This window comes from Bradyrhizobium sp. WSM4873 (genome assembly GCF_055811355.1).
Genome location: NZ_JBVVPS010000065.1, coordinates 1 through 14062 on the forward strand (window position 1 = coordinate 1; position 14062 = coordinate 14062).

General features: G+C 58.7%; 6 protein-coding genes, 7 pseudogenes and 1 other annotated feature. Of the genes and pseudogenes, 8 read left to right on the plus strand and 5 right to left on the minus strand.

Features of this window, described 5'->3' with window-relative positions; translation table 11 throughout:
• Positions 1-258: pseudogene (locus AC0L21_RS36930) on the plus strand (IS110 family transposase); the annotation flags it as partial.
• 62 nt (positions 259-320) lie between these two features.
• Here AC0L21_RS36930 and AC0L21_RS36935 read toward each other — a convergent pair.
• Positions 321-1115 (minus strand): annotated as a pseudogene (locus AC0L21_RS36935) (IS5 family transposase); the annotation flags it as partial.
• 90 nt (positions 1116-1205) lie between these two features.
• Here AC0L21_RS36935 and AC0L21_RS36940 point away from each other — a divergent pair.
• Positions 1206-2069 (plus strand): annotated as a pseudogene (locus AC0L21_RS36940) (IS3 family transposase); the annotation flags it as partial.
• Between the two features lie 437 nt (positions 2070-2506).
• Here AC0L21_RS36940 and AC0L21_RS36945 read toward each other — a convergent pair.
• Both AC0L21_RS36945 and AC0L21_RS36950 read right to left on the minus strand, forming a co-directional pair.
• Complete coding sequence (locus AC0L21_RS36945; protein WP_473266842.1) at positions 2507-3457, minus strand: NAD-dependent epimerase/dehydratase family protein; 951 nt, start codon at positions 3455-3457, stop codon at positions 2507-2509.
• 608 nt (positions 3458-4065) lie between these two features.
• Positions 4066-5046, minus strand: coding sequence for a glycosyltransferase family 2 protein (locus AC0L21_RS36950; protein WP_473266844.1), 981 nt, complete (start codon positions 5044-5046; stop codon positions 4066-4068).
• Between the two features lie 263 nt (positions 5047-5309).
• Between AC0L21_RS36950 and AC0L21_RS36955 the strand changes: the two genes are divergently transcribed.
• From AC0L21_RS36955 to AC0L21_RS36975, 5 genes and pseudogenes are all read left to right on the plus strand, one after another.
• On the plus strand, positions 5310-6773 hold the full coding sequence (locus AC0L21_RS36955; RefSeq protein WP_473266846.1) for a lipopolysaccharide biosynthesis protein: 1464 nt from the start codon (positions 5310-5312) through the stop codon (positions 6771-6773).
• A 17-nt stretch (positions 6774-6790) separates the two neighbouring features.
• The gene (locus tag AC0L21_RS36960) at positions 6791-8146 is read left to right on the plus strand and encodes a DUF4910 domain-containing protein (RefSeq protein WP_473266848.1); all 1356 of its coding nucleotides are present in this window, start codon (positions 6791-6793) and stop codon (positions 8144-8146) included.
• Positions 8147-8157: 11 nt separating this feature from the next.
• Positions 8158-9177: a hypothetical protein gene (locus tag AC0L21_RS36965; protein ID WP_473266851.1), complete on the plus strand. Its 1020-nt coding sequence runs from the start codon at positions 8158-8160 to the stop codon at positions 9175-9177.
• A gap of 1 nt (position 9178) precedes the next feature.
• Entirely contained in the window at positions 9179-10075 is an 897-nt protein-coding gene (locus AC0L21_RS36970) for a glycosyltransferase family 2 protein (RefSeq protein ID WP_473266853.1), read from the plus strand.
• A gap of 152 nt (positions 10076-10227) precedes the next feature.
• A pseudogene (locus AC0L21_RS36975) lies at positions 10228-11162 on the plus strand (IS3 family transposase); the annotation flags it as partial.
• Positions 10512-10628, plus strand: a sequence feature (AL1L pseudoknot). (Overlaps the previous pseudogene by 117 nt.)
• A gap of 40 nt (positions 11163-11202) precedes the next feature.
• Here the strand turns inward: AC0L21_RS36975 and AC0L21_RS36980 are convergent.
• A pseudogene (locus tag AC0L21_RS36980) lies at positions 11203-12573 on the minus strand (IS30 family transposase).
• Between the two features lie 59 nt (positions 12574-12632).
• Here AC0L21_RS36980 and AC0L21_RS36985 point away from each other — a divergent pair.
• Positions 12633-12920 (plus strand): annotated as a pseudogene (locus AC0L21_RS36985) (integrase core domain-containing protein); the annotation flags it as partial.
• 101 nt (positions 12921-13021) lie between these two features.
• Here AC0L21_RS36985 and AC0L21_RS36990 read toward each other — a convergent pair.
• A pseudogene (locus tag AC0L21_RS36990) lies at positions 13022-13941 on the minus strand (IS3 family transposase); the annotation flags it as partial.
• Positions 13942-14062: the final 121 nt, after the last annotated feature.

Genomic DNA, 14062 nt, shown 5'->3' on the forward strand with positions numbered 1-14062 from the left:
CGGTTGGCAGCAACAACCGTGGGGCGGAGCGAGACAGCGCTTGGAGCATTCTATCGTCGGCTGTCCTCACGCGCGGGCAAGGCCAAAGCCGTGGCGACCGCCCGCAAGATCGCTGCTCTATTCTACAACACACTCCGGCACGGCATGAGCTACGGGGATCCGGGTGCCGACCAATATGAGCAACAATATCGCAGCCGCGTGCTCGCCAACCTTCAGCGCCGAGCTAAATCGCTGGGCTTCGTGTTGCAGGCTATTCCGGGTGACGCCGATCCGGCTGTTTTCTTAGAGCCTGACTCAAAAAGGTCTGCGAACTCTTCAAGGCGGACGAGGCGCCTTGTCAGCCGCCTGAGATGGGCAACGAGAAGCCAGGCGAGCTCTGTCGCGGCTGAGCCTTCAAAGTCTCTGGTAAGCTCGGCGGCAACGACCGCACCATGCAAAGGTCCGTTCGACACGCCCAGCGTCTGGGCAAGAGCTGGAAGCCTTTGACGCCCGGTCGGCGCTGGACGATCTCGATTGTCCACGGCCCACAGCGGGACAGGGCGTTAGTAAGCTGTTTGCCGCGGTAAACCCGATCGGCAAAGGCATGCTGAAGCCTCGGGAAGCGGCCTCGCAGGTGCTCGAGCAAAGGGACCGCGCCATCGTCATCCTGAACGTTCGCAGGACGGACATGGGCTGCAAGCAGAAAGCCGTTGCTATCGGTGACAATGTGCCGTTTGCGCCCATGCAGGCGTTTGCCGGGGTCGAAGCCACGAGGCCCTCCAGCCTGCGTTGTCGAAGCAGTTTGGCTGCGATGACGGCAGCCGTCGGCGTCGGCTTATGCCGAGCTTCTTCCGTGCCCGTCGCACAAGGCTCCAACGATCCAGTGCCACCTGCCGCTGTCGCGCCAGGCGTAAAAATAGCCTTGTACCGTTGAGTATGGCGGGAACTCCTTGGGCAAGGCTCGCCATTGGCAGCCGCTCGACACAATATAAAAAATGGCCTGCACGATCTCGCGCAGGTCAGCGTCGGAGCGGCATCTTCCGGGCGATCAGCGCCCATTCGGCATCGGTCAGATCGCTTGCGTAACGCAGTCCACTGCGCTGATAGTGATTACGAGCGGCTTTGGTCCACGGCATGGGTGTCCTCCCTCGAATCTTTGCAAATCCGAAGGAATCACAAGCCCGCCAAAACCGCTCACTCTTTTTCGGTCAGGCTCTTAGGAAGACCGCAGCCATCTTCGCGAAGGAAGCGACATGAAGTTCGCCTTCATCGCGAAGCGCCGGCGATCTGGCCGGCGGCAGAGCGATTTGCTGCGCTGGGGTATCGCGGCAGGGCTTCCACGCCTGGAACGCTCCCAGCGCTAGATCCGGCGGCGACAATTTGGCGGCAAAGTTAAGGCCAGCTTCGTGGCGAGCGACCGCTCCTAAGGCGCGCAGGTCGGGCGCGTTGTGCTCGCCGACGGGGCAGACTGTGGCCTGCATTAAATTGAACGGCTGATGCGCCTGCAAGGCCTGCGGCCAGGGCCGCGCAGGCGGTGGTTGCCGAAAGACAGCGACGATTGGCAGCTCAAGACCGCGTCGGCAAACCTCCTGGCTTGACAGTTTGCTGCCGAGCGGCCGAACTAGAAGTGGATCGCCGACTTCACCTACCTCTGGACGATCGAGGGCTGGCTGTATGTGGCGGCGGCGATCTACCTGTTCTCACGTCGGGTGGTTGGTTTGTTAATGAGCGCGACCATGACGGCTCAGTTGGTGACCGATGGCCTTGCTGATGGCAGTCTGGCGCCAAGGCAAGCCGACGCTGCTGCATCACTCTGACCAGGCAGTCAGTACAACAGCGAGCAGTCCCAACGCTTGATTTTCCCCGGCATCGTCTGCAACATGAGCCGCTCCGGCAACGTCTCGAACAATGCGGCGATGGAGAGCTCCTTCTCCTGCTCAAGACCGAGCGGCCAGAAGCCAAACCACCAGGACCAAAGACGAGCACGCGCTGATGTGTTCGACTACATCGAAAGATTCTACAACACGATCCGCAGGCACTCGACGATCGGTTACGTCAGCTCGGTTGAGTTCGAGCGCAAGGTGGATTAGCTTCAGCGGGTGTCCATCAAACCTGCAGCAACGTTTTGTGCAAAGGCCCAGTACGGGAAGTGTGGCATCAAGCATGTCTTTTGCGGAGCGAAGGAAATCGATAAGCCGAACGCTTCATCCAGCTAGAATTTCTTGAATGGCCTACGTCCATGTTTACCACTCCTCACTGACGCACCTGCAACCTACCGGTTTGGCTGCAATGGTGCCGCCGGAATGTCGGTCCAAGCTGAACCATCCACAAGCCGCTTTGATCTCACAGATGCGATCTGTTTAGGCGCCGCAGCTGAGCGGGCACGCGCCCTGGCCGGCACAAATTCTCAAACGGAACGGGGTGGTCGACCCACTCGTCGGTGCCCCTGGCTTGAATTGGCCGGGTGCCGTGAGGTGTTGCAGCGAAAATCCTTTGTCGTGGCGAAGCCGGTTGCGTGGCGCTTCGACTAGGTGCGGGCGACGGCGTCGCGATGCGCCGCAATTGTTCGAAGCAAGCCTTCGTCCAGGCTTGTCTGCGGTGTCCAGCCAAGCAGCCTTAACGTCTCCTCGGTTCGCGCAATACTTGTTGGTTCAAGAGGCCTATCGGGCAGGGCGCCGAAGACCGGACGAATATCCGAGTTCATGAGTTCGCAGACCTTCAGCACAAGGTCGGCGGTGCTAATCAGTGAACCCGATCCGAGGTCTACGGTCTGGCCTGCAGCATCGCGCGCAACGGCCATGCGGCCCATACCCGCCGCTATGTCATCGACGTAAACCCAGTCGATCAGTCGGCGTCCGCTCGTGATCTGAGGTGCCTCGCCACGCGCCAGTCGGTCGATCACATAAGGCACTAGCTTGGTGGGGTCCTGCTGGTCAGGCCCGTATACCATGAAGACCCTCGCGATCGCACCTGGAACACCATACAGCGTATTAAACATGCGAACGTAGTCTGCAGCCGCCCATTTGGATACGGCGTAGGGAGCAGGTGGAACGGCGTGCGCCGATTTTTCGTCCGGCTCGACTAGCGAGCCAGCGAGAACGAAGCGGCGGCAACCCTCTCCCGCGAGCGAGTAGAGGAGATTCACAGTTGTGTGCAGGTTACTGTGGAATGTGGGCAATAGATGCGACAAATCTGGCGCGCCCCATACATGGCTCGCTAGATGGAAGACATAGTCAGGTCGCACCTCTTTTATTAGACCTTGCACCGCATTTAGATCGGTTAAGTCAAGCTGCCAATGACGACGAGCGCTGGCTGGGCCGGCAGGTCGGCGCCCTACCGAGTGCACGACCCAGCCCGCTGCATTCAGCAGGTCGCATACGCGACTGCCGATGAACCCCCCCCCGCCGGTCACGATGGCATTCGCGCCCGCGTGCTGGGCTAGTTCGGTAATTGCTGATGTGAAGATACTGTCAGTCAAGGACTTCCCCCTGTTCAATCAATAAGAGCGCAAGAAACAGTGTAGCAGCTGCGAAAAGACCTGCCAATGAAGGCCGGCCGCGGACACTCTTGCTTCTGAGCTGTAATCATTACGTTCTGGTCTGCCTCGTAGCGCGGAGCAATAAGGGAGGCCTTATCAAGTGGGCTGTCCCCGATAGATCTGAAACTGCTTGAGGGGACAACGTCGACCACCACGAACTAGATGAGCCAGGAGCGATGTCGCGGACATAGTGGTCTACAACCAGAGAGCGAAAAAAGTTTCCCCCTGGAGCGTTACTCCGTTAAGCTTCATCACGCATCCCTAGCGATACAATGTCAATGTTAGCGGTTCGCATTCCGTGCCCGGACAAATCTACCCACTTCAAGAAAGGCAAGCATCGAACCGAGTTAATGCGAAACGTGTGCTTTCCAGATTCCCAATGGTGAGCGAGGCGCTCAGAATTAGGTCGTCGCGAAGAGGTGTCGACTGCGGCGAAGCCGCCACTGAAGGTACCGAAACTGCAATAGAAGATCTGCACCTGCGGAGCCATCAGGGGCCTCAGTCTATTGACATCCGACGACAAGGGGAACGTCGCAAAGGAGCGGCCATCATCGCGACTTGGCCCCATCATGAGCCGCGAATGAATAACGTTTCGTCCATCGCTGCCCGCCGCAGCTCCACCAAAGCACCGACTGCCATTGACAGAATGCAGCCTTGCGCTGCACTGCTCGCTTCGCATCTCCAAGAATCAGAGTGGGAAATCGAACCAGCAACCTTCCGGCGGCTGCCATGCCCGTGATGACCCGATAAGTCAACGCGCTGAGCTTGCCGTGGTTCAAGATCATGTAAAGGTGCAAGGCGTCTCGCATCATTACCGCAGAAAAGGTGCTGCCCTGAACGGAAGAACTTGCTCCGCCATGATGTATTACAGCAGCGGCCGGCACGTAGTAGATTTTGAGTTTTGCACGACGGATCTTGAAGCAGAGATCCATGTCTTCCGCATACATGAAGTATGCTGGGGTGAAACCGCCGACGTCGCGCATTATTTTGGCCCACATCAGCATTCCAGTCCCCGCGACGGCTTCTACGGCCACTGTCTCGACTGGACAGAAATCACTGGGCGGAGCCCACAGGCCGACGGGCCAGAGCAAGTGGCGTAGGAGTTCGGAGTCGATCGCCTGCCGGACCGGCCTGGGTAGCGCGTGCACGCTGCCTTGCGGCGATAGATCAGAATTTAGAAAGGCGGGGCTGATGATGCCAGCGTCAGGGCGTCCTCGCAGTTCTCCGAGCAAGGTCTGTAATGCTCCCGGTTGAACCTCGGTATCGGGGTTCAGGATCCAGACCACATCGCCCGTGACCTGCTCAAGACCGATGTTGTTTGAGCGCGCGAAGCCGACGTTTTCCTCGCACTGTATAAAAGTGACAGCCGGGAATTCATTTGTGAGCATTTCTGCGCAGCCGTCAAAAGAACCACCGTCGACGACGACTATTTGCAGCTCAAGATCTCCGCATGTTTCGCGGATCGATACCAAGCACTTGCGTAGGAGCTCGCTGGAGTTCCAATTGACTATCAGTATGGAAACGATCATAGGTGGTAGAGCCTTACTGACAAATTGCAGATGCCCAGGGCCATTAACTCATTGCTGAAAATTCATCCACGCGGCAATAGTTAATGCTGACCCCTGAGTTGACCGGTATCTTGGCTCGACATAAGCTTAATTCGCGAGGGTACAGTCCCGAGCAATTTCAGTTTCACTTTACAGACAAATGCCTGTTTAACACGATTTGATGCGGTAGGCGACCAGTTGAACACCGCCATGACATTGAACGCGACAGGGGTCGCACAAATACGATGAGAGACCTTAAGAGTCGCACGCTTCGGGGAGGAGTAGCGAGAAGTGGTGCGCAAGTGGCTAATTTTTTGCTGCGCACCGGGTGCATGATAGGTTTTGCGCGGCTTCTTGGTCCCACAGACTTCGGTCTGGTCGGTATGGTTACGGCTGTCACGGGCTTTCTCAGCATCTTTAGGGAGTTTGGGCTTTCGCTTGCGACCGTTCAGCGTTCCGAAATCACCGATGAGCAGATGTCGGCTCTGTTTTGGATAAATATATTTGTCGGCTTGTTGCTATGCCTGACCTCGGTCGTCATCGCGCCATTCGTAGCTTCGTTCTTCGGCGAGCCTCGCTTGGTCCCGATCACGAATGTGCTTGGGTTGAGCTTCCTGTTTAACGCAGCGGGAGTTCAGCACTCGGCACTTCTGCAACGTCAGCTTCAGTTCACGGCCCTCGCGATAATCGACGTGGTGGCGTTACTCGTGAGCAGCGCGTCGAGCCTCGTGATGGCTTTCAGTGGTGTTGGGTATTGGTCCCTTGTCGCGTGGAGCGTGGCGTTGCCATTGATGACCACGTTGCAGTTGTGGTTCCGCGCGAAATGGATTCCTAGTAGACCTACCTGGAGTGTCACCGCTGGTTCGATGCTGCGGTTCGGCGGCATTGTTACGTTGAACACGCTGGTGATCCACATCGCATACAACTTCGATAAAGTACTGCTGGGGCGCTTTCACGGGGCGGAGGCGGTCGGCATTTACGGGAGAGCCTTCCAGCTCGTTACGCTGCCCATCGATATGGTAAATGCTACGGTCGGGGGTGTTGCGATCTCCGTACTCTCTCGTCTGCAGGGCGATCCGGCTAGACTGGCAGCCTATTTCAAGAAGAGTTACACGCTGGTATTGGCCGCAACAATTCCAGTGGCGTTCGTATGCGCGATCTTCGCCGAACAGATCGTCCAGATAATGTTCGGTCCTAAATGGAATGATGCGATTTCGGTGTTTCGTCTGTTGGCGCCGACGGCGCTCGTGTTTGCGATAATCAATCCTACTGTTTGGATTTTGATTGCACTGGGCATGGTGGAGCGCAGTCTCAAAATCGCGTTCGTGATTGCTCCGCTGGTGATCGTCGGCTGTGCGGCCGGGCTGCCCTATGGAGCGAATGGCGTGGCTTTCGGGTTTTCCGCCGCATTGACGTTATGGGTCGTGCCTCACCTGGTGTGGTGTTTCCGCGGAACGGGAGTTTCGATGAAAGATGCTGCGCTGTCGATAGGTCGACCGCTGGTAGCGTCTGTTATCGCGTCCGTGTGCGCGCTCGCAATGTTGAAATGGGTGATCGCGGGTTCATCGGTATTGCTGACTGCAATTCTTGGCGGGGCTGTATTCGCGGCTGCATATACTGCAGTACTGCTGTACGCGATGAAGCAGCATGGATTTTACCTTGACATCATCCGTAGCTTGCGACGGCCTCCAGAAGAAGTGCCGGGTTGACTTACATCGGAGCGGTCATGAAAACGAATATTTCATTGGTCCCGGCGCACTTTGATCGATCACCTGTGCAGCGCGCGAATTCCGATCTGGAACGCCGTGTGGGCGAGCTGGGCGAGAGCATGCATCAGCTCGTTCGGCGCCTGCATCCGATCTGCCGGAGCATCACGGGTGATGGCGTCCGTCGTTCTCTGGAAATCATCAACGAGCTTGTTCCCCTGACGGTGCACGAGGTGCCTACCGGCACCTCGGTACTGGATTGGGCCGTTCCTAAGGAGTGGAACATCCGCGACGCCTACATCAAGGATCGTAGTGGCCGCAAGGTCGTTGATTTCAACGAGAGTCCGCTGCATGTCATGGGGTATAGCGTTCCCGTGGACGCGACGATGCCCCTGTCGGAATTGCGGAGCCATCTGCATACGTTGCCGGACAAGCCAGACGTCATTCCGTATCGTACAGGCTATTATTCCAATACTTGGGGCTTCTGCGTCGCCGAAAACGTCCTTAGGACCCTCGTAGAGGACGACTACGAAGTCAAGATCGATTCGACGTTGGATGACGGCTCGCTGACCTACGCCGAGCATGTGGTGCCAGGCACCGCGTCAGGCGAAGTGCTTATTGCTTGTCATACCTGTCATCCGGCCCTAGCCAACGAGACGCTTGCGGGTATTGCGGTGGCTGTTCAGCTCGCACGTTTGCTCGCGCAGAGCAGCAGGAGACTCACTTACCGCTTCCTGTTCGCGCCCACAACTATTGGATCGATCGTGTGGCTTGCCAGGAATCGGGATCGCTTAAGCTTCATTGAGCACGGTTTGGTGCTTGCGTGCGCGGGAGATTCAGCGCCGCTGCGGTACAAGCGCAGTCGTCGCGGTGATGCGATCATCGATCGGGCAGCTGAATATGTGCTGCGGAAGCGCGATCACATCGTCGAGGACTTTACTCCGTATGGGTATGACGAGAGGCAATTTTGCTCTCCGGGGTTCAATCTTCCAATGGGCCTGCTGACCCGATCGCCAAACGACGAATATCCCGAGTACCATACCTCTGCAGACAATCCTGACATCGTCACCGCCGAGTCACTTTCTGGGACTCTGGCGGCGGTGCTGGATATCATGGACGTACTGGATGGCAACCAAGTATATTTAAACCTACAGCCGTATGGCGAGCCGCAACTTGGCAAGCGCGGACTATACCGTCCTTACAGCCCGAGCCAAGACAACAAGCAACACCAGATGGCCATCCAGTGGGTGCTGAACTACTCCGATGGAAAGCACAGTCTGCTGGACATCGCAGAGAGGTCGGGTGTTTCGTTTGGCGTGCTTTCGACAGCAGTTCGCGCTTTGGTGGAAGCAAATCTCTTGGCTAAATTCGGATAGAGGAGTTTGATGTGGCTGCACAATTCGCAAAGACCTGGGTGCTCAAGGTCGGCGATGAAGTTGAGGTTCTCAGTGCGGAGGAGATACTGGCCACGTTGGATGAGCGTGGCGAAATGGACAACCTTCCATTCATGCCGGAGATGGTCAAATTCTGCGGCAAGAAGCTTCAAGTATACAAAGTAGCGCACAAGCTGTGCGATACGATCGAGCGGACGGGCTTGCGTCACATGCCCGATGCCGTCCACCTCGTAGGCTCACGCTGCGATGGTGCGGCGCATGGAGGGTGCCAGAATGCGTGCATGCTCTACTGGAAAACCGCTTGGTTGCGACGACCCGCGAATTCTACTAGTGCTGTGACCTCGTCTACGCGTTCCGTCGATACCAGCATGCTGGATCTGCATACTCAGCGGGAGCCGTTCCCGGACGGGGCTATCCGCTATTCGTGCCAGGCCACAGAGATACTGCGCGCCGCGCCGGAACGCCTGCCGCTCAAGGACTTCCGGCAATACGTGTGGGACGTGCGTAGCGGCAATGTGACGCTTTGGGAGACCGTTTCCGCAATTTTCGTTGGCTTGTTCAATCGCTGGCAGAATTTGAGCCGCAGCAAATTGCCTAAGTGGATGTGGATTAAACGAGGCATGAACTGGGGATTCCTTGAAGGGAAGGCGACTGGCGGCACGCCGGTTCAGACCCTGGATCTGAAAGTGGGGGAGCTGGTAAGAATCAAATCGAAAGCCGAGATCGAGGCAAGCCTCGATTCGCAGCTGCGCAATCGCGGGATGGGCTTTGAAGCTGGCTTGGCGCGATTCTGCGGGCAAACGGCTCGCGTGCTAGGTCGAGTCGAGCGTTGTCTGGACGAACCCACCGGACGGATGCTTACGATGAAGACGCCTTGCATTGTCCTTGACGGCATCGTCTGCCCGAAGGTGCCGAACCTGAATTGCCCACGCGCACACTTGCCGTTCTGGCGCGAGATTCAATTGGAACGTGTCGAAGAGGCGTCTGCAAACCCGGGCTTGCAAGAGCGCTGATATGCTTGTGTCTATAGGTTTGCCGGTCTTCAACGGCGCAGATGTCCTGGAAGGTACGATCCGGTCAATTCTCGCTCAGGAGCACAGCGACATAGAGCTGGTCATTTCGGACAACGCCTCCACCGATTCAACCGAAGAATTGTGCCGCGCATTGGCGGGAGAGGACCGACGGATTACCTACCATCGCCACTCGAAGAATCGCGGCTTGCTGCGAAATTTCGAATTTGCGATCCAAGCAGCGAGGGGGACGTTCTTTCGCTGGATAGGCGACGATGACCGTTTGGATCCTGCCTATGCAACAAGATGCCTCGCAGCATTCGCTGCAGATCCGCGCCTTCTGCTAGTCACGACGCAGATCGCATATACCGATACACGCGATGGCATTGTCCGTACTCAGCGATACGACAGGGCCGACATCCAAACAGGAATCATCTCCGATGATCCGGTGGAGCGGGTTACGGAGGTGCTGCGTCTTTTAAACGAGGGTTATCTCGTCATCGATCCGCTTTACGGAATGGTTCGTCGCGAAGCAGTCCTGGCCCTTGGCCCCAGGTGGAATGCACCACGTGAAGACCAAGTCTTCGCCGCACGTTTGGCGATGGCGGGACCGTGGCGGCATATCAACGAAATACTAGCTGCCCGAAATTGGGACATCAAGCCAAGTGCGAAATTGGCGCGACGCCTGAGTGTGCCCGCTTGGCAGGCTTACTGTGGAACACTGCTTCAGTGTTACCATACGATGCATTGGGCGAAGGCGGAGGTTGCCAAGGGAAAGTTGACTGCGACGGAGTACAGGAGAATTCGGACCGAGGTCGGTCGCCTGTATGTGCGTAGAATGGAAAGCTATGCCGCTCGAGGCTTACGGAAAGCGGCGCGGCGCTTGACCGGGCGCGCTTAACCGCTCGCGCAGTAAAGGCTTTCTGACGGAAAATTCCACGGTCTTGCAGTGCGGGTGGCCACTCAACAACGAGTGTAAAATAGGTTCGGCTGCAAAGCCGTTTGAACCGCCCCGGGTTTGCCGGAGGCTCCAACTCCTGAGAGGATGGAGCCATGACGAGCAAGACGACAAACAAGTTTTCACCCGAGATCCGGACCCGCGCGGTTCGGATGGTTCTGGATCACGCCAACGAGCACCCGTCACGCTGGGCGGCAGTGATGTCGATCGCGGCCAAGATCGGCTGCACACCGCAGACGCTGCATGACTGGGTCAAGAAGGCCGAGGTCGATAGGGGGCAGCGGGCCGGCGTTCCGACCGACACGGCCGAGAGGCTGAAGGCGCTCGAACGAGAGAACCGCGAGCTTCGGCAGGCCAATGAGATTTTGCGCAAGGCAAGCGCCTATTTTGCGATGGCGGAGCTCGACCGCCGGTCCAAGCCATGATCGCCTTTATCGAGGATCATCGTGGGGCGCATGGGGTCGAGCCGATCTGCAAGGTGCTGCCGATCGCCCCGTCGACCTATCACGCCCATGTGGCCAAGCGGCGGGATCCCGCCAGGCTGTCGGCGCGCGCCCGGCAGGATGCTGCGCTGAAGATCGAGGTCCGGCGCGTCTTCGATCAGAACTTCGGCGTGTACGGCGTGCGCAAGGTCTGGCGGCAGCTCAAGCGTGAAGGCTTCGATGTTGCCCGTTGTACCATGGCGCGACTGATGCGGGACACGGGTTTACAAGGTGTCATCCGCGGCAAACCGGTCAAGACCACGATCAGCGACAAGGCCGCGCCATGCCCGCTGGATCACGTCAACCGCCAGTTCAAGGCGCCAAGGCCGAACGTTCTCTGGCTCTCCGACTTCACCTATGTCGCGACATCGACCGGCTTCGTCTACGTCGCCTTCGTGATCGACGCTTATGCTCGCAGGATCGTGGGCTGGCGAGCCTCGCGCACGGCGCATGCAGGCTTCGTGCTCGATGCGCTGGAGCAGGCCCTGCATGATCGACGGCCGGTCCATCGTGGCGGGCTCGTGCACCACAGCGACAGGGGCAGCCAGGGCGGATTCAAGCGGTCGTCGCAACATCGATTGTGTTCACTCATGGTAGCCACTCGTCAAGCGCTTCCGCTGGCGTTTTCCATCCCAGCGTCTTTCTCGGTCGGGCGTTGAGGACGGCAGCAACGGCGGTGATGTCATGGACGCTATGGACGCTGAGGTCAGTGCCTTTCGGGAAGTACTGACGCAGCAGCCCGTTGGTGTTCTCGTTAGTTCCGCGCTGCCATGGACTTTGCGGATCGGAAGTAGACCTGAACGCCTGCATCGATCTTGAGACGATCGTGCTGGGCCATTTCGGCGCCTTGGTCCCAGGTCAGCGAACGCCGCAGTTCTTGTGGCAAGGTGATGATGGTGCGAGTAATCGCGTCCCGTACGGCTTCAGCGCCGTGTCCCGCGAGCGCAGGCCCCTTCTTGATGCGCGGAGCTTCGCCGTGCCCCATGAGGCGGGGAAGATGCAGCAGCATCGTGAACCGGGTTGTACGCTCGACCAGCGTACCAATCGCTGAGCTGCCAAGACCAAGGATGAGGTCTCCCTCCCAGTGTCCCGGCACTGCTCGATCGGTTGCTTCGGCGGGACGTTGACTGATCATGATCTCCGGCGAACAAAGCCCTTGCCTCGCCTTTTTACGCGTGCTCTGGGCACTCTTAGCACGCGCCCCGTTCGCAAGCAGGCCGTCAGTTCGCGGCGTAGCGTTCCCCGGCCTTGAACGAAGAGAGCCTGATAGATGGCTTCCTGGCTGATGCGCATCGTGTTGTCGTCCGGGAAGTCGATCGGCAAGCGTCGGGCAATCTGCTCCGGGCTCCAGGCCTTGGCCCATCGCCGATCTCTTCGCGGGCCATGCCGGCGACCGTTCCACGGAACGACCGGACCGAGAACGGAAGCGCCGCTCGGTGCCACGACGACGCCGGCAAGTCTCTCCTCCACATAAGTGCGCAAGGTTTTGTTGAGCGCAAGTTTGGTCAGTTTGGGCCGACATGCCGATCGGTCTGCATGCCACTGGGCAGTCGTCGCACGATACTCCAACCCGCCGCTTCTGGTAGCCGCGTTGCGTCGCAGTTCACGGGAGATTGTCGAGGCGGACCGAGCGAGGCGGCGCCCGATTTCTTGCATGGAGTGGCCCTGCACCTTGAGAAGTGCGATCTCCTCGCGCTCGGCAAACGACAGGTACCGCCCGGAGAGCGGCTTTGCCGAGGATCTGAACATTGCTGGTGGCATGCCGCCCGCCTTTCGGAACAATCTATATCCGACAGGCTGCGATACTCCGGCTTCAAGCGCAGCTTCTTCACTGCTTAGCCCCGCGGCAATCCCCCGCCAAAATCTGCTCTGTTCATCACGCCGCGCAACTTGTGGCCGCCCCGGCGATGGCATTGGCGCTCGTCCAGATCGTGCCGATCTCCGTCCTCCAATACTCATCGCAACCTCCAATGTGCGAGTGTTGCGACGACCCCTTGAATCCGCCCAATACGTATCCATTAAAGTACACCGAGCGCTTGGCTGAAGCTGGCGTGGAGCCTTCCGTCGGCAGCGTCGGAGATTCCTACGACAACGCTCTCGCCGAAACCATCAACGGCCTCTACAAGGCTGAGGTGATCCATCGGCGCGGGCCATGGCGAAACTTCGAGGCCGTCGAGTTCGCGACCCTGGAATGGGTCGATTGGTTCAACAACCGGCGGCTCCTGGAGCCCATCGGCAACATCCCGCCGGCCGAAGCCGAGCAACGCTACTACGCCATGCTGGAACACCCCGCCATGGCGGCATAACTTAAACCAAGTGGCCTCCGGCAAACCCGGGGCGGTTCAGTTCGGTGGCATCCGAAGCTGTGAATACAGCTCAGCTGACCTTGCGCCCAAGTTTTATCCAGTTTGAGTTCGCTCCGGCAGTTGGACTTGCCCTTTTGGGCGGTAGGAGCGACGGGAGCTGGCGCGGAGCCTTCGGCATAGCGCAGCGCCAGATCCCGGCGCGGGTGACAGGTCATCGCGAACTCGCACGGGGTTCTCCATCCGAGCTGCGAGTGCGGTCGTGTGTCGTTGTAATCGGCCCGCCAGCATCCAAGTGTGACGCGGGCTTGTGCTAGTGACGTGAACAGCGTCTCGTTCAACAGCTCATCCCGCAGGCGACCATTGAAGCTCTCGATGAAGGCGTTCTGCATGGGTTTGCCCGGGGCGATGTTGTGCCATGCGACACGGCTCTGGCCGGCCCATGCAAGAATGGCGTTGCTGGTGAGTTCGCTGCCGTTGTCGCTGACCACCATCCTCGGCTTGCCGCGCTCGATCATCAGCCGGTCCAGTTCCGCGCCACGCGGACGCCAGAGAGCGAGGTATCGGCCACCAGCGCCAGGCACTCACGGGTACAATCATCCACGACAGTCAGGATGCGGAAGCGGCGGCCGTCAGTCAGTTGGTCCGACACAAAGTCGAGCGACCACCGGTCGTTCGGCGTCATCGTAACCAGCATCGGCGCCCTGGTCCCGACAGCCCGCTTGCGGCCACCACGGCGACGCACCGTTAGCTTCTCTTCCCGATAGAGCCGGAAGAGCTTTTTGTGGTTTATCAGATACCCCTCCCGCCTGAGCAGAACATGCAGTCGCCGGTAGCCGAAGCGGCGGCGTTCCTGGGCAATCGCCCTCATGCGCTGGCGAAGGCTGGCATCGTCAGTCCGCGTCGTCCGATATCTCATGGTCATGCGGCAGCAGCCGATGGCTTTACACGCCCGCCGTTCGCTCATCTCATGGGCATCCACCAGTTGAGCGACAGCTTTCCGTTTCCCCGCGGGCGTCACCACTAATGGGATGACCCGCCCCGTCCTCTCAGTCAGACTGAGTTGGTTTTTGAAAGGAGGAAGCAATGAGGACACGGAACAAGCCCAGGCCGGCAACGGTGTTTGGGATCGACATTGGCAAGAA